Source organism: Aeromicrobium phragmitis (assembly GCF_003674095.1).
GTDB classification, from domain to species: Bacteria; Actinomycetota; Actinomycetes; order Propionibacteriales; family Nocardioidaceae; genus Aeromicrobium; species Aeromicrobium phragmitis.
Genome location: NZ_RDBF01000282.1, coordinates 1 through 297 on the forward strand (window position 1 = coordinate 1; position 297 = coordinate 297).

Sequence of the window (297 nt, forward strand, 5' to 3'; positions counted from 1 at the left end):
CGTCCACGTCAGGCTCGTACATCCGCACGATGGCCTGGGACCAACGCCGCAGATCGTGGTGATCGCGCCGCGGCACGCCGAGCAGGTCGGCGATCACGAAGACCGGCATCGGCTCCGCGTAGTCGGCCAGGATGTCGACCGAAGCGCCCGACTGCAGCTGCTCGCCCACGGCCCCGGCGCCGTCGAGCATGTCCGCGGCGAGTTCGGCGATCCGGGGACGCATGCGTTCGACGTGACCTCGGCCGAACGCACCGGCGACGAGCCGTCGCAGGCGCGTGTGCGCCGGCGGCTCGTTCT

The 297-nt window shown here is 71.7% G+C and carries 1 pseudogene; it reads right to left on the reverse strand.

Features of this window, described 5'->3' with window-relative positions:
- A pseudogene (locus tag D9V41_RS17355) lies at nt 1-223 on the reverse strand (cytochrome P450); the annotation flags it as partial.
- Nucleotides 224-297: the final 74 nt, after the last annotated feature.